Here is a 22,421-nt window from a genome sequence, read left to right on the forward strand (position 1 = left end):
GCCTTACTGGTAGAAGACGAATCGTTTGCTGAGCCGGAACTGCGCGGCCGTGATGGCCATGATGATCAGGGTGAGCAGCACGCCGATGGCGGATGCCTGGCCGAATTCGAGCCGCTGGAAGGCCGATTCGAAGATCACCATGACGGCGGTGCGGGTGGAGTCGCCCGGGCCGCCCCGGGTGAGGACGTACGGCTGGTCGAACACCTGGAGGGCGCTGATGATGGCCATCACGGACGCCACCAGAGTGGTGGGACTGAGCAGCGGAAGCGTCACGTGGAGGTGCTTCCGCCAACCTGTGGCTCCATCGATCGACGCGGCCTCGTAGGTCTCCACCGGTATGGAGGCCAGGCCCCCGATGAACAGCAGGAACGAGAAGCCGAAGTTCTGCCAGACGTAGACCAGGATCACGACGGCGGCGGACCCGCCGGGGGTGGTCAGCCACGGGACCGCGGGGATGCCCACCAGCGACAGGAGCCAGTTGACCACGCCGAACTGTTCGTTGAAGAGGTACCGCATGAAGATGGACACCGATGCTGCGGAGAGGATCAGCGGGAAGAAGAAGGCGGAGCGGAAGAACACCCGCAGCCAAGCCGGCATCTTCTCCTGCACCATGATGGCCAGGGCGAGGGCCAGCCCCAGCTGCAGGGCCACGGCCACCACCACGAACGCGATGGTGTTCACGAATGACACCCGGACGGTGGGATCCTGCACCACTTCGGCGAAGTTGCTGAAGCCCACGAAGGACGGGGCCGAGATGATGTCCCAGCGGAAGAAGGCAAGGACCACGGACGCCACGATGGGGATCAGCGTGAACAGGCCCATGCCCAGGATGGTGGGGGCCAGGAAGACCCAGGCCAGCCAGCGCTGGCTGTGGCGGTTGCCGGGGGCGCCTTTCCTGCCCCGGGCCGGCGCGGGCTTGTCCGGCCGGGCTGCCTGCCGCGGCCTTTCCCGCGGCGGGATGGTGGTGCTCATGGCTGCCTCCTCAAGGCAATTTCAAGGTCGCGCTGCATCGATGCAAGGGCCTGCTTGAGCTGCTGTTCGTCGCCGCTGACGGCGAGTGAGACGTTTTTCATCAGGGCCGTTTCGACGGCGGCCTGCTGGGGCGGCGCCGGGATGGGGCCGGTGGTGGGGAACCTGTCCAGGGTGTCGTAGAAGACCTTCCAGTGCGCGGGTCCCTTGCCGGCGTAAAGCTCCCCGTTGACCATGGATCGGCGGGCCGGCGTGGTGGCGGGGTTGGGGAAGATCAGTTCCATTGCCTCGCGGCTGGAGCTGAACTTGATCCATTCCCAGGCGGCGTCCTTGTCCTTGGCGGTCTTCATCATGGCGTATCCGGCGGTGCCGAACTGGTGCCGCTGCGTCTTCCAGCGCGGGAAGAACTGGACGTCGAAACCGTTTTCGGCCATGCCTGCCTCGTGCAGGCCCTGCACCCAATAGCCGCCGGCCGGGGTGGTGCCGATCCTGTTGGAGGCGAACAGGCCCACCAGGGAGTTGCCGCCGCCTTCTTCGGGGCGGACACCGAGACCGTCCTTGACCAGGCCGCGGAGGTAGTCGAAAGATTCGAAGACGCGGTCATCGTTGGCGTTGGGTTCCAGCCACTGGTAGCCGCCGGAACGGAGGTTGCGGGAAGGGTCACCGGCGTAGAAGCCGTCCCAGAGCCATTCTCCGCCGGTGGACCGGGTCTCCTTGAGGAAGCTGGTGTCGTTGGCGTAGAGCCAGGGCACCACGCCGCCGAACAGCCGGTTGGTCCAGTAGTACGGGGTGAAGTCCGAGGGCCTGGCCTTGCGCATGGCGGCAAGGTTGTTGCGGAAATCGAGGTGCGTCCAGTCGTCCGCCGGGCGGTCCAGTCCCGCTTCCGCGAAAGCCGCGGTGTTGTAGTACATGTTGGCCGCGTTCCAGTCCATGGGGAGCTGGTAGAGGCTGCCTTTGTACATGAACGCTTCCACCAGGCTGGGGTGGACATCGGTGAAGAACTCCCGCATGTCCGCGGCGTCCCGGCGGATGTATTCGTCCAGCGGGTGGGCCAGCTTCTCGGCGAAGAGCTGGGCGCCTTCGGTGGCCACGTACACCACGTCCGGCGGGGTGCCGGCAGCCACCATGGTGAGGATCTTGGTGAAGAAGTCCTTCCAGTCCACGGCCTGGATGGCCTGGACCTTCACCTTGATATCCGGGTGGATGCGGCTGAAAGCGTCAATGGCTCGCTGGCGGGCGGCGGCGTCCGCTGCGGTGCCCAAAATGGCGATGCTGAGGCTGTTGTCCCCGCGGCCGGGGATGTCCGTCCCGGAGAGCCGCGGCCACGACGCCACGGATGCTCCGATGATTCCAGCGCCCAGGGCACCAAGGGCGGTGCGGCGGGTGATCTGCCGCAGGTGCCCGTTTATGGCTCCGGTCATGTCTAGTTCCTTCCTAACACGTGTTAGGAACTGTAGACCCGTGACCTAACACGTGTCAAGCGTCACAGCGCGCTGGCCTACGGAGGTCATTTTTTGGGCAGTTCCGGCAAGGGCCGTACCCTACTTAGGATTACCTAAGAAGAAGGATTCTTTTCGTGCCAGTGACTTACCGCGACCCCTGGGGCGTCCCGCATCTTCGCGCCGACTCCACGGAGGAGTTGGCGTTCCTGCAGGGCAGCAACGCCGCCGCCGACCGTTCCTGGCAGATCGAAATGGAGCGCTGGCGGTCCGAGGGCCGCACCGCCGAACACCTTGGCAGTGACGGCCTCCTGTGGGACAGGTTCGCCCGCCAGGCGCGCATCAATGACACCGCCCGCCGCTGCTTCGACAACCTGGACCGGGAAACGCAGCGCTGGGTCACGGCCTACGTGGACGGCATCAACGACGCACTGTCCCGCGGACGCCGGCAGGCGCAGGAGTTCCGGGACACCGGCACTGAACCCGGGCCGTGGGATCCGTGGACCCCGCTGGGCGTCTTCCTGGTCCACCACATTCTGTTCAGCACCTTCCCGAACAAGCTCTGGCGCGACCATGTGGCGCACACACTCGGACCGGACGCGGTGGACCTCTTCAGCATTGAGGCGCCGGTATGGGCCGGAAGCAACGCCTGGGCGGTCACGGGGAGCCTGGCCGCCGGCGGCTCCCCCCTGCTGGCCGGCGACCCGCACCGGCTCATGGAGTTGCCCGGCGTCTACCAGCAGGTGCGGCTTGCCTGCCCCGAGTTCGACGCCGTGGGGCTGGCTTTTCCGGGCGTCCCGGGGCTGCCGCACTTTGGCCATGCCGGCGCGGCAGCGTGGGCCGTCACCAATGCCATGGCCGATTACCAGGACCTTTACCGTGAGCAGTTGCGGCGGGACGGCGGGACCCTGTACGCCCTTGGCCCCGACGGCTGGGAACCGGTGGCGGCGGACCATGAGGAGCAGATCCGGGTACGCGGCGGCGCCACCGAGGCGGTCCAGGTTGTCGAGACTGTGCGCGGTCCCGTCATCACCAGCGGGTACGACGGCGGCACGCTGAGCCTGCGGATGCCCTCGCGGGTGGGCGGACGGCTGGGTTTCGAGGCCCTCCTGCCGCTGCTGCGGTGCCGGTCCGCAGCGGATGTCGAGGCGGCATTCGGCGCCTGGGTGGAGCCGGTCAACTGTGTCCTGGCCGCCGATTCGGCCGGCGGCGTCCGGCAGTTCGTGGCCGGTGCAGTCCCCGAGCGAAACCACGGGAACCGGGTGCGTCCGGTGCCCGCCGAATCCCAAGGGCATCAATGGACCGGCGGCTGGGTGGCGCTGCCGGCCTCGGACGTGGAAACGCTTGCGGTCAACGCCAACGACCGCGCGTCCGGCGGGGGCCACCTGACCGGCCTGGAGTTTGCCCCTTCCCACAGGGCGGACAGGATCCGCGAGCTGCTGGCGGAAGCAGGAAGCGGCCTCGACGCGGGCAGTATGCAGCGCACCCATATGGACAGCAGGCTCGGGTCCTGGCCCGCGCTGCGGGCGGTGTTGGAACGGTGCGGGACCGCAGCTCCCCTGTCGTCGGCAGCGGCTGACCTTCGCCGCAGCCTGCTCGGATGGGACGGTGGCATGCGGGCGGACAGTTCGCTGGCAGCTGCCTTCGCGGGCTGGCGCTCGGCGTTCGTCCGGGCCTTGGCTTCCGCTCCCTTGCTGGCTCCTCTGGCCAGGCCCACTGGCCACTCCCCGCTGTTCAGCCCGTGGCTGGACCCGGTGTCCAGGGTGGGTTTTGCACTCGAGACCATTGTGGCGAAGGGGGACGCCTCGGGCCTGGACGTGGCAGCAGCGGCCACCGAGGCGCTCGAGGCGGCGGCAGCCTCGCCGTCGTCCGCTGCCTGGGGCCAAACCCACGTTGCCCTGCCGCTGCACGCCTTGGCGGACCACCCGTCCGCCGGTGCGAAGGCACCGCGTGTCCCCATGACCCCGCTGTCCGGTGACACGGGCTGTGTGCTTTCCACCGAAAACCTGCCGGGGGTGACCGATGCATCGTTCCGCGGACCGGTGGCCCGCTATGTGTGGGACCTCGGCGACCGGTCCAGGAGCCGGTGGGTGGTCCCGTTCGGGACATCCGGCGACCCCGGGGACGCAAACTTCCTCAGCCAGCTGCCGCTGTGGGCCGCCGGTGAACTGCTGCCGGTCATTACGGACTGGGACCAGCTGAGCAGGGAAAACCATGACGAAGGAGAACCATGATGGGCACAGACGCTTCAGGCCGCACCCGTGAGGCCGTCTACGGGGAGGAGCTGGAGGGCCTGGGGATGCTCAGGTTGTTCCGGCTGTCGCCGGAGGACGATGCGGACCTGATCCACAGCTGGGTGCGTGAGGAGCGGGCGAAGTTCTGGGGCATGAACGGCTGGAGCCGGGACGAGGTGCGGGATGTCTACCGGTTCCTGGACAGCCTGGACACCCATCACGGCTACCTGATGGTGGTGGATGGTGAGCCTGCCGGCATCTTCCAGACCTACCAGCCGCAGCACGATCCCGTGGGCGAGGTATACCCGGCGCTGCCCGGCGACATCGGCATCCATCTGTTCCTTGCACCCGCCGCAGCGCCGGTGCCCAACTACACGCCGCGGCTGGTGGCGGGGCTGATGCGCTTTGCTTTATCCGATCCGGCGAAGGACAGGGTGGTGGCAGAACCGGATGCCCGGAACAGCAAGGCCATCAGCCGGCTGGCCGGTTTCGGGTTCGAACGGGGAGCCGTGGTGCAGCTCGCCGAGAAGGAGGCACAGCTGATGTTCCTGGGCCGGGCGGCCTTCGAGGCACAGACCGGGCTGTAAGTCACCGGACGGCTACCCCGCCGGGCGGAGCGACGTGATCATCCGGCGGATGTCCTGGTATTCGGTGGTGTCCATGTATTTCCGGGCCTGCTCCAAGTACGGAAGGTTTTCCGCGCCCGGAGTCGTGTTGTTGTCCGGATTGTAGAACGCACCGAACATGGCGGCCGTGGGCGGCCAGGTGAAGAACTGGAAGATCGGGCAGGCCAGGTCGCCGGCGGGCGCAGCGGAAACGGTAATGCCGTAGGCGGCTGCCGGGGTGTTGGCAGGGCCTGGGGTGCTGCTGTTGCCGCGGGTTTCAAACACGAACCGCGGGACTGTTCCGGCCTGCGCCAAGGCAGGGAGCTGCTGGGACTCAAATTCGGTGAATGGGTACTTCTCCGTGCAGGTGGAGCCGGTGGCCATGTTTGTCCGCAGCGTCGCCAGCGGTTTCCCGGCTTGGTTGGTGACCTCGGCAAAGGCCCCGCCACCTTCGGGCAGTTCCCCGGCGGGATCCCTGACGCCCCAGCCGGCGGGGTGGTCGAACGCCAGCTGCCCGTCCGCCGTCGTAAACGTTGTCCAGGACTTTGGGGTGTTAGTGCTCATTGAGGTGCTGGCGGGCGTTGGCGCTGATGGCGTTCCGGTCCCGTCGGGCGGAACAGTGGTGACGGGAACGGATCCTGACACCGTGGCTGTGGCCACCGGCGGGCTGGCCTGCTGTCCGCAGCCGGCGACGGCCACGGCAGCCAGGACCAGGACGGGAAGCAGCCCGCGGAACGTTTTCATGACACCCTCCCGGGCCTCGCAAAATGTGTCCTTCCATTGTGGGGCTGCTTCCCCGTTTTAGGCCGGGCTGGGGAGGATTGCAGCCCAACCGTTGCGCCCGGTAACAGGGGGTTCAAGCCACCGCCTGGCGTTAACGCACGAACGGCGGCCGCGCTCCTTCCGGAGCGGGCCGCCGTCGGGCGTTTGCTGGTTTAGAAAGTGGCGGTATCGATCACGAAGCGGTAGCGGACGTCCGATGCCAGGACACGCTCGTAGGCGTCGTTGATCTTCTCGGCCGGGATGACCTCGATCTCGGCACCGATGCCGTGCTCGGCACAGAAGTTGAGCATTTCCTGGGTTTCGCGGATGCCGCCGATCATGGAGCCGGCGAAGGACCGGCGTCCGCCGATCAGGGCGAAGGCGTTGACCGGGAGCGGCTCGGCCGGAGCACCAACGTTGACCAGTGCGCCGTCGAGGGTCAGCAGCTGCAGGTAGGAGCTGATGTCGATCGAGGCGCTGACCGTGTTGATGATCAGGTCGAAGTGTCCGGCGAGTTCGGAGAAGGTGTTCTCGTCGCTGGTGGCGTAGTACTTGTCGGCGCCCAGGCGGAGGCCGTCTTCCTGCTTCTTCAGGGACTGCGACAGGACCGTCACTTCAGCGCCCATGGCGTGGGCGATCTTGACCGCCATGTGGCCGAGGCCGCCGAGGCCGACGACGGCGACCTTCTTGCCGGGACCGGCACCCCAGTGGTGCAGCGGTGAGTAGGTGGTGATTCCGGCGCACAGCAGCGGGGCGGCGACGTCGAGGTCCAGGCCTTCGGGGATGGTCACCACGAAGTCTTCGGTGACGACGACGTGGGTGGAGTAACCGCCCTGGGTGATGGTGCCGTCGCGGTCAACAGCGCCGTAGGTGCCCACGTTGCCCTTGAGGCAGTACTGCTCCTCGCCCTTCTGGCAGTTCACGCACTCGCGGCAGGAGTTCACCATGCAGCCGACGCCGACGCGGTCGCCGACCTTGTGCTTGGTGACCTCGGAGCCAACCTCGGTGACGATGCCGGCGATTTCGTGGCCTGGGGCCAGCGGGTACTGCTGGGGTCCCCAGTCACCGCGCACGGTGTGGATGTCGGAGTGGCAGATGCCGGCAAACTTGATGTCGATCAGGACATCGTGGGGTCCGACTTCGCGGCGTTCGATGGTGGTTGCAACCAGGTCCTCGGTGGCGGACGGGGATGCGTATGCCTTGACGGTGGTCATGGTTCTCCTGTGCTTCTTGGGGGGATCTCTAAAATGCTACCGGCGCTGTGTGCCTGGAATCTGCAAAACGGGCCTGCCTCGGTGGCCCTGTTGTACCTAGTACTGGCAGTCCTACCCTTGGCGGCCTTCATACTGCTCATCCGTGATGTGCTCAGCCCAGGCGGTGGTGGCGGTTGGATCCTCATCGTTTTCGAGGATGGCGATGTGTCCCATGAAGGTACCGTTCGCGGAGGCGTGCCAGTGCTCCTCCCCCGGCGGCGTGTAGAGGGTCTGGCCGGGGTGTACTTCAATGATGGTGCCGTCGCGGCTGCCGAAGCGGGCCACCCCGGAGGTCACGTGCAGGTACTGGCCGCGGGCGTGGGAGTGCCAGGCCGTGCGTGCGCCGGGGGCGAAGCGGACCTTGGCGACGACGGCGCGCTGCTCGGGTCCGTTCGGGGCCGCTATGAGGTCCACCCAGACGTCACCGGAGAACTGTTCCGGCGGGTTCTTGATGGTTTCGCGTGCTGGTTCGATGTTCATGGTGTTTCCTTCCGCCTCGGGGCTTTGCTTGCCTTCGATCCATCAAACCCGGTCCGCGGAGCGGTAGCGAGGGCCCTGCTGTAACGGGTTATGGCAGACCCTCCTTAGGGCCCGGGCATTCGTCGTAACGTGTCCTGTATGGATAACCGAGCCGAGGTACGGCAGTTCCTTTCCACCCGCCGCGGGCGCATCACGCCCGAACAGGCAGGCATTGAGCCCTACGGTGGGCGGCGGCGGGTGCCGGGGCTCCGCCGGGAGGAAGTGGCCAGGCTGGCCGGCGTCAGCGTGGACTACTACACGCGCCTGGAACGGGGAAACCTGACGGGGGTTTCGGACAGCGTGCTGGATGCCATCGCCGGCGCACTGGAACTGGACCGTGCCGAGCACGACCACCTTTACGACCTTGCCCGCACCGCCAACACGTCGGGGCGGAAACGTACCGCCCCCGCACCGGCGGCGGGGGTGCGCCCGGAGCTGCAGTACCTGCTGGACACCATCACCGGAGCGCCTGCGTTCATCGGCAACAACCGGCTGGACATCCTGGCCGCGAACACGTTGGGCTACGCGCTGTACTCGGACATGTACCGGGTCCCCGCCAGGCCCGCGAACCATTCACGGTTCATTTTCCTGGATCCCAGGGCGCACACGTTTTACACCGATTGGGAACGGGCTGCGAACACCAATGTGGCTATCCTCCGGCGTGAGGCGGGGCGGAACCCGCATGACAAAGGCATTGCCGAACTCATCGGTGAGCTGTCAATGCGCAGCGACGAGTTCCGCACCCGGTGGGCCGCCCACAACGTCCGGCGCCACTACGCGGGGACCAAGTTTTTCCAGCACCCCGTAGTGGGCCTGCTGGAGCTGAATTACCAGGTCCTGGGGCTGGAGGAAGACCCCGGGCACTCCCTGACGGTCTATCCGGCCACCCCCGGCAGCGCCTCGGACCAGGCCCTGAAGCTGCTCGCGTCCTGGGCGGCGACGGAGAACATCGTGGAACTGGCCCAGGCGGGCGCCCGGAGCTGACCGGGCTCAACAGCGCGCAATCTCCTGGCCCTTCCTTAAGAAGCTATCCCAGGGGTACGGCGAGGATCCGATCGTCGCCCTGCCGTGGGCTGCCGCGCCCGTCGGTGTTGTTGGTGACCACCCACAGCTTGCCGTCCGGGGCCACCGTGACGTCGCGGAGCCGGCCGAACTCCCGTCCGAAGTGCTCCGTGGAAGTGGAGGGATCCGAGACCGGGACGGACCGCAGCACCTGCCCGCGCAGGTTGGCGATGAACAGGGTCCCGCCGGCGTGGGCCATCCCGCTGGGGCTGGCCGAGCCGGGCTGCCACTGCTGCACCGGGTCCACGAAGCCGTCCCGGTCCGCGATGCCCTCCACCCTGGGCCAGCCGTAGTTCGCTCCGGCTGTGATGATGTTGAGCTCGTCCCACGTGTTCTGCCCGAATTCCGTGGCGAACATGGTTCCGTCATCCGCCCAGGCGATTCCCTGCGGGTTCCGGTGTCCGTAGCTGTAGACGAGGGATCCGGGGAACGGGTTGCCTGCCGGGACGGTGCCCTCGGGCGTCATCCGCAGGATCTTTCCGGCCAGGGCGTCCCTGTCCTGGGCGTCATCCCGCCGCCCGGCATCCCCGGTGGCCACGTACAGCATGCCGTCGGGCCCGAAGGCGATCCGCCCGCCGTCGTGGTTCCCGGCAGCCGGGATCCCGTCGAGGAGGGTCCGCGGCTGCCCCAGGGATAGCGAGCCGGGCGTTCCGGTGACCGGGAAGCGTTGGACCCGGTTCCCGTCCCCGGCCGTCGAGTAGACGAAGAGGTCACCGCCTCCGCCCACGGCGAGGCCCAGGAGACCGGCTTCCCCGCGGGCGGCCACGCCGTCCACGGTGCCGATGGACCGGGCCGTGCCGTCCGCGGCGAGCTCCAGGATCCGGCCGCTGTTGCGTTCACTGACCAACGGGACGCCGTCGCGGAACACCACCGACCACGGTGCGGCCAAATCAGAAGTTACCGGCTCGGGATCCCCGGTGATGGCGGCAGCGGAGGGGCTGGCAGCCGACGACGCCGGGCCGGGACTGCCGGGACCAACAGACACCGGATCCGGGGGTGTTGCCGAGCCCGTGGAAGGGCCTGGTGTTGGCGTCGGCGTGCAGCCAACGAGCACCAGAACCGCCCCGAGGACGGCTGCCGGCAGGATTCCTGGTCTCACATGCTTCCCCTTCGCATTTCGTGCCTGGCCTCTATCGTCCCGCATCCGGGCAGCTTCCGGGCCGTCCAGTCACATGAAGCCCCGTTGCGGTTCGTGGCGCAGCGTTGCCTGTTTTGACCCTCCAGCGCCCCAATATGTAGCGCCGTTGCGTCCCGTTGAGCGTCCGCCGCAAAGTGCTGGCCAAGCCCCTGACGTGCGTGCTTAGGTAGTTCCCACGGTCCCGGCCAGGCCGCTTTGCAGCACGCACCAGCTTCAACCCGCGCCAGCCCCATCGAGGACAGGAGGACCTGATGTCTGATTCATCCAGCCGCATGCACCGCAGCACCACATGGGGTCCGCACTGTTGCCGCCCCCGAATGTCTCCGCCCCGCCGAATGGCAGCAACACGGCGCTAGCTTCGGCCGCAGCCCCACCGATTTCCACACAGCGGGTGCCGGCGCGTCGGGCCTGATTCGTCCGACGCTGGCACTCCCCTTTCATCCATTTCCCGCCTTCCGGGCCACGAGCCTTGGTTTGCCCTGCCCGGATTTGCCCGCATTTCTTCCGAAAGGCACCCATGTCCTTCGCAGCATCCTCTCCACCCGCTTTCACCCGGCGCCGTGCGCTCGGGGCACTCCTGGCGATTCCCGCCGTCGGGCTCCTAACCGCCTGCGGCGGTTCCGCCACCGCAGGCGGTGAGCGGATCAGCCAGGAAGCCCTCGCCCCGCTGGCGTCATCGGTTCCGCCCGGAACCACCATTACTGTGGGCGACCCCAGCATCCGCGTGGCACTGGAACTCTCCGGCCTGGACAAGGAACTGGCCGGCATCAATGTGGAGTTCGCCAACCTCTCCGGCGGCCCACAGACCACCGAGGCCTTCCGGGCCAATGCCCTGGACGTCGGCTCGGTGGCGGACATTCCGCCCATTCACGCCACCTGGACCGGTCTGGACGTGCGCATCATCGCCGCCGTCTACCGCCAGGACGCCGTGAACCACCCCATCTACGAACTCGGCGTCGCGCCCGGCGCCGGGATCTCGAAACTTGAGGAGCTGCGCGGCAAGAAGGTGGCGTACAGCCCCGGCCAGGCACAGGGCGCCCTGGTTTTGCGCATCCTGGACAAGGCCGGGCTCAAGCAGGAGGACGTGAAGCTCGTGGAACTGCCCAGCACCGGCGACGCCTACGCCTCCGCACTGTCCAGCAAGCAGGTGGACGCCGCACCACTGGGCGGGGTCCAGATCAAGCGCTACCTCGCCAAATACAAGGCCGACGGCGCCACCACCCTCCGCCACGGCCTGCGGGATGACCCCGGCCACCTCTACTCCCCCGCCAGCGTCCTGGCCGACCCCGCCAAGGCAGCGGCACTGGCCAAGTACGTGGAGGTATGGGGCAAGGCCCAGCGCTGGGTGGAAGACCACCCGGAGGAATGGCTGGCCGGCTACTACGTCAAGGACCAGGGCCTGTCCCGCGAGGACGGCCAGTACCTGATCGAGGCCACCGGCAAGCGGGACATCCCCACCTCGTGGACCGAGGCAATCGAACGCCATCAGCAAACCATCGACCTGCTGTCCCGCGAACAGAAGAAGCCGCAGCTGAAGGCCACGGACCTCTACGACACCCGGTTCGAGGCCATCGGCGGCACGTCCTTCGCCGCGGCCGCCAAGGCAGGCACCGCATGAGCGCCGTACTGGACCGTCCCGCCGTCGAACCCCATCTGGACCCGGACCTCCACAAGCGTGAAGACGTCCGGCCCACCGGCAGGCGGCTGGGCCCGGGCAGGCGCCGCCGGCTCGCCTGGTTGCTCGGCCCCGGCGCGCTGCTGGCCCTCTGGACCGTCACATCCGCCACCGGCATCCTCGATCCCCGGATCCTCTCCGAACCCTGGACAGTGGTGGCCACCGCCGGCGAGCTGATCGCCGACGGCCGGCTTCAGGAAAACCTCGCCATCTCCGCCCAGCGCGCGGGCCTGGGACTGTTCTTCGGCATCGTGGTCGGCGCAACCCTGGCCCTCCTGGCCGGGCTGAGCCGGATCGGGGAAGCCCTGATCGACGGTCCGGTGCAGATCAAGCGCGCCATCCCCGGACTGGCCCTGATCCCGCTGCTGATCCTGTGGTTCGGCATCGACGAGACCATGAAGGTCCTCACCATCACCCTGGGCGTGTTCGTCCCGATCTACCTGCAGACCCACGCCGGGCTGCGCGGCATCGACCTGCGCTACGTGGAACTGGCGCAGACCGTGGGCCTGAGCCGGGCCGGTTTCATCCGCAAGGTGGTCCTCCCCGGCGCCCTGCCCGGCTTTTTCCTGGGCCTGCGCTTCGCGGTGACCGGCGCGTGGGTATCCCTGGTGGTGGTGGAACAGATCAACGCCACCAGCGGCGTCGGCTACATGATGGAGCTCGCCCGCACCTACGGCCAAACCAACATCATCGTCCTCGGCCTTGCTGTTTACGGCATCCTTGGCCTCTTCTCCGACGGCATTGTCCGCTTCATCGAACGAAAGGCCCTCTCATGGCAGCGCACCCTGGCGGGCTGACCGCCGTCGCACCCCGTCCGCTCACCAACTCCTGCCCGGACGCCGCCGGTTCTGCGGTGTCTGTACGGGACCTGGTGCGCAGTTTCGGGCCCAAAGGCGTCCTGAACGGCGTGGACCTGGACATCGCACCCGGGGAATTCGTGGCCCTCCTTGGACCCAGCGGCTGCGGCAAAAGCACCCTGCTCCGGGCGCTGGCCGGGCTGGACCACGACGTCCGCGGCAGCGGTGTCATCAGCGTCCCGGACCGCGTGTCAGTGGTGTTCCAGGACTCCCGGCTCCTGCCGTGGGACACGGTCCTGGGCAACGTCACCCTTGGTTTACGGGAGCACGACGCCGAGAGCCGGGGACGCAGGGCCCTCGCCGAGGTGGGGCTCGGCGGCCGCGAAAAAGCCTGGCCGCATGAGCTGTCCGGCGGTGAGCAGCAGCGCGTTGCCCTGGCACGGTCCCTGGTCCGTGAGCCGCAGCTCCTGCTGGCCGACGAACCGTTCGGTGCCCTCGACGCGCTGACCCGGATCAGGATGCACGGCCTGCTCCAGGACCTCGTAGCCGCACACCGGCCGGCGGTCCTGCTGGTCACCCATGACGTTGATGAGGCCATCGCCCTCGCCGACAGGATCGTGGTGCTGGACCACGGCCGGATCACAACCGTGCGCACCGTTGCACCGGAGATCGGTTCGTCAGCTGATGCCGCCGGCCACGAAGCGCTCCGCCGCGACCTGCTCACCGCCCTGGGCGTCGAAGCCGCGCACACCCCGGAACCCGTCCACCCCGCCCAGCCCGCCGCCGTCGGCCGCTAACCCAAAACTTTCCAAGGAGACTTCCATGAGCAGCACGCCCGCTGAACCGCAGCGCCACCTCCACCTCAACGCCTTCCTCATGAGCACCGGCCACCACGAGGCCTCCTGGCGGCTGCCGGAGAGCGACCCGCAGGCCAGCACCGACGTGGAGCACTACAAGAACCTCGCCCGCACCGCCGAACGCGGCAAGCTGGACTCGATCTTCTTCGCCGACTCCCCCGTCCTGTTCGGCGAGGTGGGCCGCCGACCTGCGGGCAAGCTCGAACCCACAGTGCTCCTCACCGCCATCGCCGGCGCCACGGAGCGGATCGGGCTGATCGCCACCGCCTCCACCACCTACAACGAACCGTTCAACCTGGCCCGCCGCTTCGCCTCGGTGGACTGGGCCAGCGGCGGACGGGCCGGCTGGAACGTGGTGACCACGGCCGGACCGGACGCCGCCCGGAACTTCGGCGTGGACGATCAGCCAGCCCACGCCGTCAGGTACGAGCGTGCCGGCGAGTTCATCGAGGTGGCGCAGAAGCTGTGGGACAGCTGGCAGGACGACGCCGTGCTGGCCGACAAGGAAGAGGGGGTGTGGGGAGACGCGGACAGGATCCGCACCGTGGACCACGAGGGCAAGCACTTCAAGGTCCGCGGACCGCTCAACGTGCCCCGCTCCCCGCAGGGCCACCCGCTGATCGTGCAGGCAGGCTCGTCCGAGGACGGCAAGGATCTTGCCGCGAAGTACGCGGACGCAGTGTTCACCGCGCACCAGAGCCTCGCCGACGCGCAGGAGTTCTACCGCGACCTCAAGGCCCGCACCGCCGCTGCCGGCCGCCACCCGGAAACCATCAAGATCCTCCCCGGAATCGTTCCCGTCATTGGCGCCACCGTGGAGGAAGCCCTGGAGCTGGAGCGCGAACTGGACCGGCTGATCAAGCCCGAGTACGCCCGCTGATCGTGCAGCTGGCCCGCCGGGAGCAGCTCACGGTGCGGCAGCTGATCGGCCGGCTGGGCGGCGGCCGCGGGCACCGCACGTTCACGGGCACCCCGGTGCAGGTGGCGGACGCCATCCAGGAATGGTTCGACGGCGGCGCGGCGGACGGGTTCAACATCATGCCGCCGGTGCTCCCCTCCGGGCTGGAAACGTTCGTGGACCAGGTGGTGCCCATCCTCCAGGAGCGCGGGCTGTTCCGCACCGAGTACGCCGGACGGACACTGCGCGAGCACTACGGCCTTCCCCGCCCGAAGAACCAGTACGCCCAAGCGGCCGCTCCGGAGCTCGCATCGATCGGCTCCGCGTTCTGATGGGCCGGCAGCTGAAACTCAACCTGTTCATCTATCCGGGCGGCCACCACGAGGCAGCCTGGCGGCACCCGAGGTCCCACACCGACCGGCTGCTGGACATCCGGTTCTACCAGGAGCTGGCGCAGCGGGCCGAGGCCGCCAAGCTGGACGCGGTGTTCTACGCGGACGGCCCGGCGCTGGAAAGCAATGTCCGGTTCGCCACCCGGTTCCGGATCGAACCGTTCACGTGGCTGTCCGCCATTGCGGTGGCCACGGAGCGGATCGGGCTGATCGGCACTGCCAGCACCACCTACCTGGAGCCGTACAACGCGGCCCGGCTGTTCGCCTCGCTGGACCACCTCAGCAACGGCCGCGCCGGCTGGAACATCGTGACCACCGGTGCGGAGCGGGCGGCGCAGAACTTCGGGCTGGACGAGTACCCGCCGCACGCTGAACGATACGACCGGGCTGACGACTTCGTCCGCGTGGTGGGCAAGCTCTGGGACAGCTGGGAGGACGACGCAGTAGTGGCCGACGCCGGCACGGGCGTTTTCGCCGACACGTCACGGATCCATCAGGTGGAGCATGAGGGCAGGTACTTCCGTGTGGCCGGCCCCTTGAACACGCCGCGCTCCCCACAGGGCAGGCCCGTCCACGTGCAGGCAGGTTCGTCAGAGGACGGCAAGGCCTTTGCCGCCGAGCATGCGGAGGCGGTGTTCACGGCCCACCAGTCACTGGACAGCGCGCAGGGGTTCTACGCGGACATCAAAGCCCGGGCGGCGGCGTTCGGCCGCGACCCCGGCCAGCTCCTGGTGCTGCCCGGCAACAGCCCGTACCTGGGCTCCACCGAGGCTGAAGCGAAGGCCTTGAAGCAGGAGTTCGACGAGCTCACCCAGCCTGAATACGGGCTGGGGATCCTGCGGAAGCTGCTGGGCATCGACCTGGACGGGGTGCCGCTGGACGGGCCGTTCCCGCCGGAGCTGCTGGCCACCGCAGGTAAGGCGGACAGCCGCAGCCAGCTGGTGCTGGACATCATCCGCCGCGAAAACCTCACTGTCCGCCAGGTGCTGTACCGGTTTGCCGGGGCCCGCGGGCACTATGTTTTTGCCGGCACTCCCGTGCAGGTGGCGGACGAAATCCAGCGCTGGTTCGAGGGCGGGGCCGCGGACGGGTTCAACATCATGCCGCCGTGGCTGCCCGGGGGCTTCGATGCGTTCGCCGACGAGGTGGTCCCCATCCTGCAGTCCCGCGGCCTGTTCCGCACCGAATACTCCGGGTGGACGCTGCGTGAGCACTTCGACCTGGCCCGTCCCGAAAGCCAGTACAGCCGGAGCCGGCACTTACCCGGCCAACCCGGCGCCGTCCAGCGGAGCCAGCACTCCCCCGGCGAGCCACTGCTGGCGGCAAACACCTGACCGGACACCGCCACCTCGGTCCATGTGCCGCCGCCGCGTCCGCTGGACCCTCCTTTAGACTGGCCCCTTGACGGTATTGCCCCCGAATGAAGGAGCCCCCATGAGTGGAGTAGTCGTTGTAGGTGTGGATGCCAGCGCATCTGCCCGGAAAGCCGCGGAAGTGGCACTGGACCTGGCGGAGTCGCTCGGAGCGTCGCTGCACGTGGTGACCGGGTTCGAGTCGGAGAGCGCCGAGACCTTCGGTTCGGGCTCTGACCAGGTGACGGTTTTCCGGGGTGACAGCGCGCAGCATGTTGCCGAATCCCTGGGCGTTTCCAGGCCGGGAGTGCAGGTCACCCACTTCGCTGCGCGCGGCAAGCCCGCCGATTCGCTCATCAAGGAGGCCATCCGCCTGGATGCCCGCCTGATCGTGGTGGGCAACCGCAGGATGCGCGGCATCGGCCGGCTCCTGGGCAGCGTGGCCAACAGCGTGGCGCACAACGCCCCGTGCGATGTGTACATCGCCAACACTTACGAGGACTGACCCTCGCCCGTGCCCACGGGCAGCGTGGCGGACGGCGGCGGAACTTCCCGCCGTCGTCCGCTTTCTTCATCCGGGGGCGCCGGCTTGTAGACCCAGGCCACCAGCACCACGGAAATGATCATCAGCAGGAACCAGGCCACGAGTTTCTCCAGGCCCACCGGGTGCCAGCCGGCCACCTGGCTGGGATAGAGCCACGCCCCGGACCAGGTGGCGATGTTCTCGGCGATCCAGATGAACAGCGCCACCAGCAGGAATGAGACCACCAGCGGCATCCGAAAACTCCGCCGGAACACCCGGAAGTGCATCACGCAGCGGCCGAAGACCACCACCACGGCGGCGAGCAGCACCCAGCGCAGGTCCCAGATGTAGTGGTGGCTGAAGAAGTTGACGTAGATGGCCGCCGCCACGACTGCGGTGATCCACCTGCGTGGGTAGTTCGCGAACCGGAGGTCGAAGAGCCGGTAGACGCGCACCATGTAGGAACCCACGGCCGCGTACATGAAGCCGCTGAAGAGGGGCACGGCGCCGATGCGGAGCACGCCCTCGGCCTCGTAGGACCAGGACCCCACGTCCGTCTTGAACAGTTCCATGCAGGTCCCCACCAGGTGGAACAGCACGATGACCCGCAGTTCCTTCAGGGTTTCGAGCTTGAAGGCGATCATGAGGATTTGGATCACGATGGCGGCGAGGGTCAGGAAGTCGTTGCGGGCCAGCGCCGCGCTGTCCGGGTACCAGAGGCGGGCCGCCATGAGCACCGCCAGGAGGGCCGCGCCGAAGATGCAGGCCCAGCCCTGTTTGAGGCCGAACACCACAAACTCCGTGAGCTTTGCTTTGGCACCATTGGCCGGCGCGGTGGCGAGGAAGCGGCGGGCACTTTCATCGATCCGCTGCTCAACCGGGGTGGAACTACGCACTGACTCCCTGACGCTTGGCTGACCGGCTGTTCCTGCGGATGTCCTTGTCCAGCTCGCCCAGGAGGTAGTCCTTGAGTCCGTGCCGGATCCCCCGCGGAAGCCTGGGGTAAGTAAGCGACAGCATCCGCATGGTGCTGTTGAAGCGGCGCTCATGGCGGTCGTTCCACGGCAGGCCGAAGTCCTGGCGGAGCCGGTCCGGCAGGAACCCTGCGGTGAGGAACCTGGCCGGCGGAATGATGGCCCGGTACCAGAGGGCGGTGTGCTTGGGGTAGAGCAGGCCGTGCGCCACCCGGATGCCGGCAGGTCCAGCCTGGAGGGTGGCCACCTGTTCGTCCCAGTAGCGGCCGAACGCGGCCCGGTCCTGCGGCCACATGCCTTCGGGAACCTGCAGGGCGGTGCCGAGCCGCGCATAGTCGCGGTACATCGCATCGGCCGTGCCGGCGTCGATGGGGCCGTAAATCTTCTCAATGACGGTGCGGGCGGTGTCGTAGAGCGTGGCCACCACCCACAGCTGGAGTGCGGGATCATAGGCGCTGTAGCCGGGCGACTCCGCGGTGTCCGGGCGGCGGACCGGCACGTGGGCGCGGTTCACCCGGCGGCGGACTTCCTTCACCTGTTCGTCGGTGCCATAGACGATGGCGTACACGTAGGTGAGCGTGCCCTTGAGCCGGTTGACCGGGCGGCCTTCGAAGTTGCTGTGTTCTTCCACGCCGCGTCCCACGGCCGGGTTGGCAAGCTGCAGCAGCAGGGCACGGCCAGCCCCGGCGAGCATGATGCCCTCGCCGCCGAACTCAGCCATTCCCCGAACCATCCCAACAGGCTACCGGAGGTGAACACCACTGTAAGCAGGGGTCGGTACCCGGAAATGCGAGTACCCACCACTCATGCGCTCCGGCCCGGCGGGGACGTACCGTCCGTTGAAAGTCCTGCCACAGCATCGCGCAGGTATGCGGACAGCGGGAGGCGCACCATGGGCCGGCAGCGGGACGTGCGGGGTGGAGGACCGTGACGCAGGAAGACGGCTACGCGCTGCCGCTGCTGGACAAGGCGGTGCTGGAACGGCTGCGCTCCGACCTGGACGACGACGAAGGCGTGTGGCAGGTGTTCATCCAGGACTTCATCGCCAACCTGCCGCACCGGATCCAGAAGGTGCGCCTGACGTTCACCACCGGCGACGCTCCGGGTGCCCTCGATGCAATCCTGAGCCTGAAGACCTCCAGCCAGATGATCGGCGCGGAGCGGCTGGCTGGCCTGGCCCTGGAGCTGGAGCGGGCACTGCGCACCGCCTCCCGCGGCAACGGTTCGGCCACCGCCCTCCCCCGGCTGGCGGCCGCGCACCTGCGCGGCATCAAGCAGTGCGCGGACCAGACCACCAACCTCCTGCGGGCACTCCTGCAGGACCGGCCCGGTGGTTACTGACGACCGTCAGGCTGGCCGGCCAACTCCCCGTCGATCCGGTTCAACAGGCCTGGCCAGCCGCTGCCCATCCCCTCGTAGGCGGTCCGGCCCATGCGCGTTTCCGGGTTGAAGCCGGCGTGCTCGAAATGGAGCACCGTTCCGTCCGCAGCGGATTCCAGCCGCCAGGTGACGGTGGTGTCCAGCATGCCCTCGGAAAACAGGAAGCTGATGGCAGTGCCCGGCTCCACAGTGAGGACCTTGCACTGTTGCTGGCCCCAGTTGCCCATATCCATGGTGAACCGGTGGCCAACAACCGGCGCGATGTTCCCGGGTGCCCACCAGCGGGCCAGCAGTTCCGGTGTGGTCAGGGCAGCCCAGACGGCGTCCTGGGGATGTTCGAAGCGGTGTTCAAGCCGGATGGCGATGGTCATGCCGGGTTCTCCTTGTCCGGGTTCTTTCCAACCTGTCTAGCACGCCGGTAAGACACCGCGTCCGCCAAAGCCGGCCATCCAGCCACCAGCACACCGATTCGGGCAGGTCTCGAGACATGGTTGTGGGAAACGCCAGGCGCTAGAAGGCTTGCGTGAATGGCGGGTGCCAAGACCCTGCGCCGCAGAAATGTGCATCAGGATAATACGCCCCGCATCTCACGGGTTAAGAGACGTTGAAGTGCGTAGCGTTTAGGGGACCTTCACCGGGCAATTTTGCGGGCGGGGTATACGGGACACCGCAATCAGGACAGCTGCAAAGACGCAGTTCAGACCCTGGTCGTCGCAGTAGGGGACCGCCTTACGGGCTGGGTGGAGCGAACGACGACAGCGCTCCAATGCAGGCACTAGCCTCTCGAAATCTCGTATGTTAGAAATCGAAAGTTAGCTGGGCTCGTCGTTCCTCAGAAATTGCAAGACCTCGTTAGGAGGATCAGGGATCCGGCGGTCCATAGGAACGCCCACCCAAACAACCCCGTGTTGATCAGGACGGCTGGTGGCACGACCAATTGGCTCCGCCATGTTTATGGCCACATCACGGGCGAAGCCCTCAATGGTGCCATCCGCCGCTTTTGAGTTGAATGCGAGCCGACGCCCCAGCACCACCGCGGGGTCAATAGTTCGGCGATACACAACCCAGACTGTAGCCGGCCCGTCCTGCCAGTAACCGAGAATGTTCACCTCATCCGCCCAGTAGCGATCAATTTCCCTAACGATGTGTCCAGCTAAATCCATAGATCCATCCTCACCGGACACTTAGCGGCCATCGAGCAACATTGATTTAAGTTCTCCTGCACGGGAAGCCATGGCCCGGCGCTGGCCTCGGGTGAACCTTCTCACCTGTAGGTCGATGACCGCCCGGCTGCTTACGGCTCCGATCTCCAGCAGCTGACCCACGCGACTGATTGCTTCATCCACGGTCTCTGAATCTTCAACCACTTGGAACACCTCATCGCGCCGATCCATTGCGCGCAAAAGAGCCTCAAGTGTCGCTAACTCGTCCCTCGCGCGTCGCGCATCCTCATCCATGCCGTGATTCTTGCACGACCGAAGCCTCGGAGCATTTTTCGTCCAGTTCGACGATTCCTGATAGGACGCAGCGGCTTCCGTTGAGCCACCCATTACCGGGCACCCATCCTTATTCAGTCGAGGTTTTTTGGAGGGCTACCGTTACGCCAAGGTGTCTAAGCTTGCCGAAAGGCAAGCATCATTTTGGAGGACCATATGGAGCCCGACTGGAAGTTCTGCATTGGCGACGAAAGCGCCCAGTACTCTCTTCCGCTGGGTTAGTGTGTAGCCGTGGCCGATTTCCCCCCCCTGTGACGACGTCTGCGGGACGCTCGAACAGCATGTGCGCAACTTTTTCGATGGGCGCGAAATTCAAGCCTTTACTTGGCCTTCCGGTCCGATACTGGAGCACAACCCCCACTTCCGAGTTTTGAGAGTAGCCCCCTCAAGTCCTAAAAAGCTCTGGACCTACGTATCTGTGGGTGGTTGGGCTGCAACCGACGCAAAGAATGTTGGGACAGAATTCATACTCTGCACGGCTACCGAAGACATCCGAGCCGTCGAACTCCTCGCGATGACTGTCTTCTACCACGAAGGAGGAAAGCTGGGCCTAGGACATACCCTGCCTTTAGGGGAGCCGTGGATGGCGGGCTCACAGTGCGATTACTTCCTGGTGTCCTTGCCATACCCGTTTGGCCCTGACTTGGAGATCGCACACGTCGGCGACCGTCACGTGCAGTTCCTTTGGCTACTACCGATTACTAAAGGCGAACGCAACCACAAAATCGCCGACGGTCTTGAGGCGTTGGAGTCACGCTTTGAGGAAGCCGGTCTTCGCTACTGGGAAATCAATCGGGCTTCCATCGTCTAACTGCGGCTAAGGCCTGGGCACGCTGCATCACGACAGCATTGAGTGCGGCGGCGTTTTCATAAGACCGGCCCTGATAGCCGCCACTGCACTCATAAGGTTCTGTCACGCGCGTAAGCCGATCCCTTACCGGACGCCCAGCTGCCACGTATTGAAGAATGCAGCTATAGACGACTTCAGCGTGACTGCCGAGTGTATGCGACAGCCCGGGCCAGTCCTATGGCAAATCTAATGAGTAAGCCGAGAGTGATTATGGCGACAATCCAGGTCAGTTCATATCCGAGCAATGGCTGCATGGTGCACGCGGTTTCGGTGTCATTTCCGCTTACGTATCGTCCGCAGCCCCGGATACGGAATAAAAGAATCGGCGCGGAAACAAGAACGGTGGCAACGATGAATGTTATCCACGGCCACGGCAGGTTCCAGGGCCACTGAATTTTTTTGTTAGTCATCTATCCCCCTGGCCTCAGTGTAGGGGTCTCAGGCTGTACGCATCTCAACCGCCTTCCGATGCGGCTAGTCCAGCCGCGAAGGAGCGTGGAGAGGATCCTGTCTCGCTACCTGGATCCCAATGCCCCGTTGGGGATCCTCCACCGGACGCTAGTTCGTGTGCCGTCAGTTCGGCGATTTGAGCGGCACCGCTCTGGCAAAGAGAGCCCTTCGCTCGTCAGGGCTTGTTGGAGAGCGAGTCACATGCACGGAGGTAAAGACTATGTCGAACTCTCCGCAGGGCTCGGTGATCATGCTGTGCAGGAAACTACCATAGTCGGCGGCAGTTAGTTCATCTCTTAGCAGTTCGAAGGGGCCGGCCGTTTCTGCAAAGCCCGGTTCGATGATGGTCAATGTGGCACCCCGATAGCAGACGTGAAGCCATTCATACCCGAATTCGTTATCGCCGATCAGCGCGCGGAGTTCGACAGCGTCAGTGTCGACCTGGTGAAGTCTTTCGATGACTCCGTCGTGGACGTTGATCTCGAAAAGCTGCTCTGCACCGGAGTGGAGCTGAGACCGGACCAACTGACGAGCATCCCTCCATTGTTGGTCCCTTTCCTCTTCTTCGCGGACAGAGAGACTTCCTGCAAACACTTCCCGGGTAAGCCACTGCATAGGCATAGACCCAGCCTATGCTCAGCAGCAGGTGGGTTGCGTGCAGCGGCCCGTAGAGGGATCCATCACCGGGCGTCCCCACGGCCTAGCCAAGCTCCCAATTCTTGGACGTCACGTCCCACCCAAACAGCACATTGCTGGAGAAAGTAGGCGGCCCGTCACTGACACGAGAGCCCTGAGC

22 protein-coding genes and 1 pseudogene are annotated in these 22,421 nt (G+C 66.3%); 11 read left to right on the forward strand and 12 right to left on the reverse strand.

The genetic code is table 11. The features are described from left to right. Nucleotides 1-3 precede the first annotated feature (3 nt). Complete coding sequence (locus ACP3TD_RS17510) at nt 4-972, reverse strand: carbohydrate ABC transporter permease (RefSeq protein WP_426764246.1); 969 nt, start codon at nt 970-972, stop codon at nt 4-6. Then, nucleotides 969-2,390, reverse strand: a complete 1,422-nt coding sequence (locus tag ACP3TD_RS17515; protein ID WP_426764247.1) for an extracellular solute-binding protein — start codon at nt 2,388-2,390, stop codon at nt 969-971. The genes ACP3TD_RS17510 and ACP3TD_RS17515 overlap by 4 nt, the downstream gene beginning before the upstream one ends. 155 nt (nt 2,391-2,545) lie before the next feature. On the opposite strand from ACP3TD_RS17515, the gene ACP3TD_RS17520 reads away from it, so the two are divergent. Continuing rightward, complete coding sequence (locus ACP3TD_RS17520; RefSeq protein WP_426764248.1) at nt 2,546-4,642, forward strand: penicillin acylase family protein; 2,097 nt, start codon at nt 2,546-2,548, stop codon at nt 4,640-4,642. Next, nucleotides 4,639-5,229 carry a GNAT family N-acetyltransferase gene (locus ACP3TD_RS17525; RefSeq protein WP_426764250.1) on the forward strand — a complete coding sequence of 197 codons (591 nt, stop codon included), beginning with the start codon at nt 4,639-4,641 and terminating at the stop codon, nt 5,227-5,229. The genes ACP3TD_RS17520 and ACP3TD_RS17525 overlap by 4 nt, the downstream gene beginning before the upstream one ends. Before the next feature lie 12 nt (nt 5,230-5,241). Here the strand turns inward: ACP3TD_RS17525 and ACP3TD_RS17530 are convergent, their stop codons facing one another. The 3 genes from ACP3TD_RS17530 to ACP3TD_RS17540 form a co-directional block, all read right to left on the reverse strand. After that, nucleotides 5,242-5,991, reverse strand: a complete 750-nt coding sequence (locus tag ACP3TD_RS17530) for a hypothetical protein (RefSeq protein ID WP_426764251.1) — start codon at nt 5,989-5,991, stop codon at nt 5,242-5,244. A gap of 191 nt (nt 5,992-6,182) precedes the next feature. Beyond that, complete coding sequence (locus tag ACP3TD_RS17535) at nt 6,183-7,223, reverse strand: NAD(P)-dependent alcohol dehydrogenase (RefSeq protein ID WP_426764252.1); 1,041 nt, start codon at nt 7,221-7,223, stop codon at nt 6,183-6,185. A gap of 111 nt (nt 7,224-7,334) precedes the next feature. Further along, a complete protein-coding gene (locus ACP3TD_RS17540) occupies nt 7,335-7,742 on the reverse strand; it encodes a (R)-mandelonitrile lyase (RefSeq protein WP_426764253.1) in 408 nt (135 codons plus the stop codon). Between the two features lie 138 nt (nt 7,743-7,880). Between ACP3TD_RS17540 and ACP3TD_RS17545 the strand changes: the two genes are divergently transcribed. After that, on the forward strand, nt 7,881-8,765 hold the full coding sequence (locus tag ACP3TD_RS17545; protein WP_426764255.1) for a helix-turn-helix transcriptional regulator: 885 nt from the start codon (nt 7,881-7,883) through the stop codon (nt 8,763-8,765). Nucleotides 8,766-8,808: 43 nt separating this feature from the next. Here the strand turns inward: ACP3TD_RS17545 and ACP3TD_RS17550 are convergent, their stop codons facing one another. Beyond that, on the reverse strand, nt 8,809-9,987 hold the full coding sequence (locus ACP3TD_RS17550; protein WP_426764256.1) for a PQQ-dependent sugar dehydrogenase: 1,179 nt from the start codon (nt 9,985-9,987) through the stop codon (nt 8,809-8,811). A 511-nt stretch (nt 9,988-10,498) separates the two neighbouring features. Between ACP3TD_RS17550 and ACP3TD_RS17555 the strand changes: the two genes are divergently transcribed. The 6 genes and pseudogenes from ACP3TD_RS17555 to ACP3TD_RS17580 all read left to right on the forward strand — a co-directional run bounded on the left by ACP3TD_RS17555 (nt 10,499) and on the right by ACP3TD_RS17580 (nt 16,457). Beyond that, nucleotides 10,499-11,599 carry an ABC transporter substrate-binding protein gene (locus ACP3TD_RS17555; RefSeq protein WP_426764258.1) on the forward strand — a complete coding sequence of 367 codons (1,101 nt, stop codon included), beginning with the start codon at nt 10,499-10,501 and terminating at the stop codon, nt 11,597-11,599. Beyond that, nucleotides 11,596-12,453 (forward strand): ABC transporter permease, encoded by an 858-nt coding sequence (locus ACP3TD_RS17560; RefSeq protein WP_426764259.1) that lies wholly within the window; start codon nt 11,596-11,598, stop codon nt 12,451-12,453. Before ACP3TD_RS17555 ends, ACP3TD_RS17560 begins: the two co-directional genes overlap by 4 nt. Then, the gene (locus ACP3TD_RS17565; RefSeq protein WP_426764260.1) at nt 12,429-13,250 is read left to right on the forward strand and encodes an ABC transporter ATP-binding protein; all 822 of its coding nucleotides are present in this window, start codon (nt 12,429-12,431) and stop codon (nt 13,248-13,250) included. The genes ACP3TD_RS17560 and ACP3TD_RS17565 overlap by 25 nt, the downstream gene beginning before the upstream one ends. A 25-nt stretch (nt 13,251-13,275) precedes the next feature. Then, nucleotides 13,276-14,540: pseudogene (locus tag ACP3TD_RS17570) on the forward strand (LLM class flavin-dependent oxidoreductase). Continuing rightward, nucleotides 14,540-15,934 carry an LLM class flavin-dependent oxidoreductase gene (locus ACP3TD_RS17575; RefSeq protein ID WP_426764261.1) on the forward strand — a complete coding sequence of 465 codons (1,395 nt, stop codon included), beginning with the start codon at nt 14,540-14,542 and terminating at the stop codon, nt 15,932-15,934. Before ACP3TD_RS17570 ends, ACP3TD_RS17575 begins: the two are co-directional and overlap by 1 nt. Nucleotides 15,935-16,034: 100 nt before the next feature. Continuing rightward, a complete protein-coding gene (locus ACP3TD_RS17580) occupies nt 16,035-16,457 on the forward strand; it encodes a universal stress protein (RefSeq protein ID WP_426764262.1) in 423 nt (140 codons plus the stop codon). Here ACP3TD_RS17580 and ACP3TD_RS17585 read toward each other — a convergent pair. Then, nucleotides 16,445-17,371, reverse strand: a complete 927-nt coding sequence (locus tag ACP3TD_RS17585; RefSeq protein WP_426764263.1) for a DUF817 domain-containing protein — start codon at nt 17,369-17,371, stop codon at nt 16,445-16,447. The two genes, ACP3TD_RS17580 and ACP3TD_RS17585, sit on opposite strands and share 13 nt — an antisense overlap. Next, nucleotides 17,364-18,170, reverse strand: coding sequence for an oxygenase MpaB family protein (locus ACP3TD_RS17590; protein WP_426764264.1), 807 nt, complete (start codon nt 18,168-18,170; stop codon nt 17,364-17,366). Before ACP3TD_RS17590 ends, ACP3TD_RS17585 begins: the two co-directional genes overlap by 8 nt. Nucleotides 18,171-18,376: 206 nt before the next feature. Here ACP3TD_RS17590 and ACP3TD_RS17595 point away from each other — a divergent pair, with 206 nt between their 5' ends. Further along, nucleotides 18,377-18,790, forward strand: a complete 414-nt coding sequence (locus tag ACP3TD_RS17595; RefSeq protein WP_426764265.1) for an Hpt domain-containing protein — start codon at nt 18,377-18,379, stop codon at nt 18,788-18,790. Here ACP3TD_RS17595 and ACP3TD_RS17600 read toward each other — a convergent pair. The 3 genes from ACP3TD_RS17600 to ACP3TD_RS17610 all read right to left on the reverse strand — a co-directional run bounded on the left by ACP3TD_RS17600 (nt 18,784) and on the right by ACP3TD_RS17610 (nt 20,286). Continuing rightward, on the reverse strand, nt 18,784-19,200 hold the full coding sequence (locus ACP3TD_RS17600; RefSeq protein WP_426764266.1) for an SRPBCC family protein: 417 nt from the start codon (nt 19,198-19,200) through the stop codon (nt 18,784-18,786). The two genes, ACP3TD_RS17595 and ACP3TD_RS17600, sit on opposite strands and share 7 nt — an antisense overlap. Before the next feature lie 441 nt (nt 19,201-19,641). Continuing rightward, entirely contained in the window at nt 19,642-19,992 is a 351-nt protein-coding gene (locus tag ACP3TD_RS17605) for a hypothetical protein (RefSeq protein ID WP_426764267.1), read from the reverse strand. A gap of 21 nt (nt 19,993-20,013) precedes the next feature. After that, nucleotides 20,014-20,286: a DNA gyrase subunit A gene (locus ACP3TD_RS17610; RefSeq protein ID WP_426764268.1), complete on the reverse strand. Its 273-nt coding sequence runs from the start codon at nt 20,284-20,286 to the stop codon at nt 20,014-20,016. Between the two features lie 322 nt (nt 20,287-20,608). Here ACP3TD_RS17610 and ACP3TD_RS17615 point away from each other — a divergent pair, with 322 nt between their 5' ends. Further along, nucleotides 20,609-21,136: a suppressor of fused domain protein gene (locus ACP3TD_RS17615; RefSeq protein ID WP_426764269.1), complete on the forward strand. Its 528-nt coding sequence runs from the start codon at nt 20,609-20,611 to the stop codon at nt 21,134-21,136. 612 nt (nt 21,137-21,748) lie between these two features. On the opposite strand, the gene ACP3TD_RS17620 is transcribed toward ACP3TD_RS17615, so the two are convergent. Beyond that, the gene (locus ACP3TD_RS17620) at nt 21,749-22,246 is read right to left on the reverse strand and encodes a hypothetical protein (protein ID WP_426764270.1); all 498 of its coding nucleotides are present in this window, start codon (nt 22,244-22,246) and stop codon (nt 21,749-21,751) included. Nucleotides 22,247-22,421: the final 175 nt, after the last annotated feature.

Origin of the sequence: Pseudarthrobacter sp. 1G09 (assembly GCF_050038305.1) — a bacterium.
GTDB classification, from domain to species: Bacteria; Actinomycetota; Actinomycetes; order Actinomycetales; family Micrococcaceae; genus Arthrobacter; species Arthrobacter equi.

Bases quoted from the DNA above. Each gene is read 5' to 3' on its own strand.
- ACP3TD_RS17510 (WP_426764246.1), bottom strand. From the start codon at position 972: ATGAGCACCACCATCCCGCCGCGGGAAAGGCCGCGGCAGGCAGCCCGG.
- ACP3TD_RS17515 (WP_426764247.1), bottom strand. From the start codon at position 2,390: ATGACCGGAGCCATAAACGGGCACCTGCGGCAGATCACCCGCCGCACC.
- ACP3TD_RS17525 (WP_426764250.1), top strand. From the start codon at position 4,639: ATGATGGGCACAGACGCTTCAGGCCGCACCCGTGAGGCCGTCTACGGG.
- ACP3TD_RS17530 (WP_426764251.1), bottom strand. From the start codon at position 5,991: ATGAAAACGTTCCGCGGGCTGCTTCCCGTCCTGGTCCTGGCTGCCGTG.
- ACP3TD_RS17535 (WP_426764252.1), bottom strand. From the start codon at position 7,223: ATGACCACCGTCAAGGCATACGCATCCCCGTCCGCCACCGAGGACCTG.
- ACP3TD_RS17540 (WP_426764253.1), bottom strand. From the start codon at position 7,742: ATGAACATCGAACCAGCACGCGAAACCATCAAGAACCCGCCGGAACAG.
- ACP3TD_RS17545 (WP_426764255.1), top strand. From the start codon at position 7,881: ATGGATAACCGAGCCGAGGTACGGCAGTTCCTTTCCACCCGCCGCGGG.
- ACP3TD_RS17550 (WP_426764256.1), bottom strand. From the start codon at position 9,987: ATGCGGGACGATAGAGGCCAGGCACGAAATGCGAAGGGGAAGCATGTG.
- ACP3TD_RS17555 (WP_426764258.1), top strand. From the start codon at position 10,499: ATGTCCTTCGCAGCATCCTCTCCACCCGCTTTCACCCGGCGCCGTGCG.
- ACP3TD_RS17560 (WP_426764259.1), top strand. From the start codon at position 11,596: ATGAGCGCCGTACTGGACCGTCCCGCCGTCGAACCCCATCTGGACCCG.
- ACP3TD_RS17565 (WP_426764260.1), top strand. From the start codon at position 12,429: ATGGCAGCGCACCCTGGCGGGCTGACCGCCGTCGCACCCCGTCCGCTC.
- ACP3TD_RS17575 (WP_426764261.1), top strand. From the start codon at position 14,540: ATGGGCCGGCAGCTGAAACTCAACCTGTTCATCTATCCGGGCGGCCAC.
- ACP3TD_RS17580 (WP_426764262.1), top strand. From the start codon at position 16,035: ATGAGTGGAGTAGTCGTTGTAGGTGTGGATGCCAGCGCATCTGCCCGG.
- ACP3TD_RS17590 (WP_426764264.1), bottom strand. From the start codon at position 18,170: ATGGCTGAGTTCGGCGGCGAGGGCATCATGCTCGCCGGGGCTGGCCGT.
- ACP3TD_RS17600 (WP_426764266.1), bottom strand. From the start codon at position 19,200: ATGACCATCGCCATCCGGCTTGAACACCGCTTCGAACATCCCCAGGAC.
- ACP3TD_RS17605 (WP_426764267.1), bottom strand. From the start codon at position 19,992: ATGGATTTAGCTGGACACATCGTTAGGGAAATTGATCGCTACTGGGCG.
- ACP3TD_RS17610 (WP_426764268.1), bottom strand. From the start codon at position 20,286: ATGGATGAGGATGCGCGACGCGCGAGGGACGAGTTAGCGACACTTGAG.
- ACP3TD_RS17620 (WP_426764270.1), bottom strand. From the start codon at position 22,246: ATGCCTATGCAGTGGCTTACCCGGGAAGTGTTTGCAGGAAGTCTCTCT.